Below are 1,448 nucleotides of genomic sequence, written 5' to 3' on the forward strand. Positions count from 1 at the left end.
GGCCGCGCTCTTGCTGCCCATCGCGTGGATCGCGGAGGCCGGCGGACCGATGAAGACCAGTCCAGCCGCGGCGCAGGCCTCGGCAAAGGCTTCGTTCTCGGAGAGGAAGCCGTAGCCGGGATGGATCGCCTGAGCGCCGGTCTCCTTCGCCATCTCGATGATGTGGTCGGCGCGCAGGTAGCTGTCGCGCGCCGCGGCGCCGCCGATATGGACGGCTTCGTCGCAGAAGGCGACGTGGCGCGCATCGGCGTCGGCGTCGGAGTACACCGCGACGGTGCGGATGCCCAGCCGGCGGCAGGTGGCGGCGACGCGGCAGGCGATTTCACCTCGGTTCGCGATCAGGATCTTGTTGAACATGGTTTCTCCTGGGATGGGGGCGGGCGGTGTCGGCCGCGACCGCTGCCGCATGCCGGCAGCGGGCAGGCGCTGCCACGGCATGCTGCCGGGGTTCTCTTGATAGGGGTGTCGGGTGCGGCGGTCGGCTCTAACTTAAGCCGGCTTCCAGGCTGGCGAGCGTTTTTCCAGGAAGGCGCGCACGCCTTCGCGGCCTTCTTCCGAGGCGCGGATCGCGGCAATGCGGTCCGCCGTATCGGCGAGCAGGTGGTTGTCGATCACGCGGCCCGCGACTTCCTGCACCAGCCGCTTGCTCTCGCGCACGGCGTTGGGACTGTTGCCCACCAGCGCCGCGGTGATTTCCTCGACCTTCGCGTCCAGCGCGTCGGCCGGCACCACGGCGTGGACGAAGCCCAGGCGTAGCGCTTCGGTGGCATCGAAGCGCTCGGCGGTGATGAAGTAGCGGCGCGATGCCTGCTCGCCCATGGCACGGATCACGTACGGGCTGATGGTGGCGGGCAGCAGGCCAAGGCGCGCTTCCGACAGGCAGAAGTGCGCATGGTCGGCGGCCACCGAGATGTCGCATACGGCAGCGAGGCCCACGCCCCCGGCGTAGGTGTCGCCCTGAATGCGAGCGACGACCGGGCGCGGGCAGGACCAGATGGTATGCAGCATCCTCGCGAGGGCCAGCGCATCGGCGCGGTTCTCGTCGTTCGAGTAGCCGGCCATCTTCTTCATCCAGTTCAGGTCGGCTCCGGCGCAGAATGCCGGGCCGTTGCCGGCGAGGACGATGGCTCGCACTTCGTCGTTGCCGCCGAGTACGCGGAAGGCCTCGGTCAGCTCGGCGATGACGGTCTCGTTGAACGCGTTGCGTACGTCCGGACGGTTCAGCGTGACAGTCGCCACATGGCGGGCGATGGTGACGGTAAGCGTGGTGAATTCCATGGCTGTCTGGCTTGGATAAGCGTTGGGATCTGCGGCCGGCTTACATCCGGAACACGCCGAACTTCATATCTTCGATCGGCGCGTTCAGGCTCGCCGACAGGCCCAGGCCCAGCACCGTGCGCGTCTGCGCCGGGTCGATCACGCCGTCGTCCCACAGCCGCGCGCTCGCG

At 68.4% G+C, this 1,448-nt stretch carries 2 protein-coding genes; both read right to left on the bottom strand.

The genetic code is table 11. From position 1 onward, the window contains the following. Positions 1 to 357 (bottom strand): biotin carboxylase N-terminal domain-containing protein (locus AC3FNH_RS32470; protein WP_488722997.1); only part of this gene is annotated, 357 nt, incomplete at its 3' end. A 132-nt stretch (positions 358 to 489) separates the two neighbouring features. Further along, positions 490 to 1,278, bottom strand: coding sequence for an enoyl-CoA hydratase/isomerase family protein (locus AC3FNH_RS32475; RefSeq protein ID WP_488722998.1), 789 nt, complete (start codon positions 1,276 to 1,278; stop codon positions 490 to 492). Positions 1,279 to 1,448: the final 170 nt, after the last annotated feature.

Source organism: Cupriavidus sp. 22TCCZM01-5, assembly GCF_057798915.1.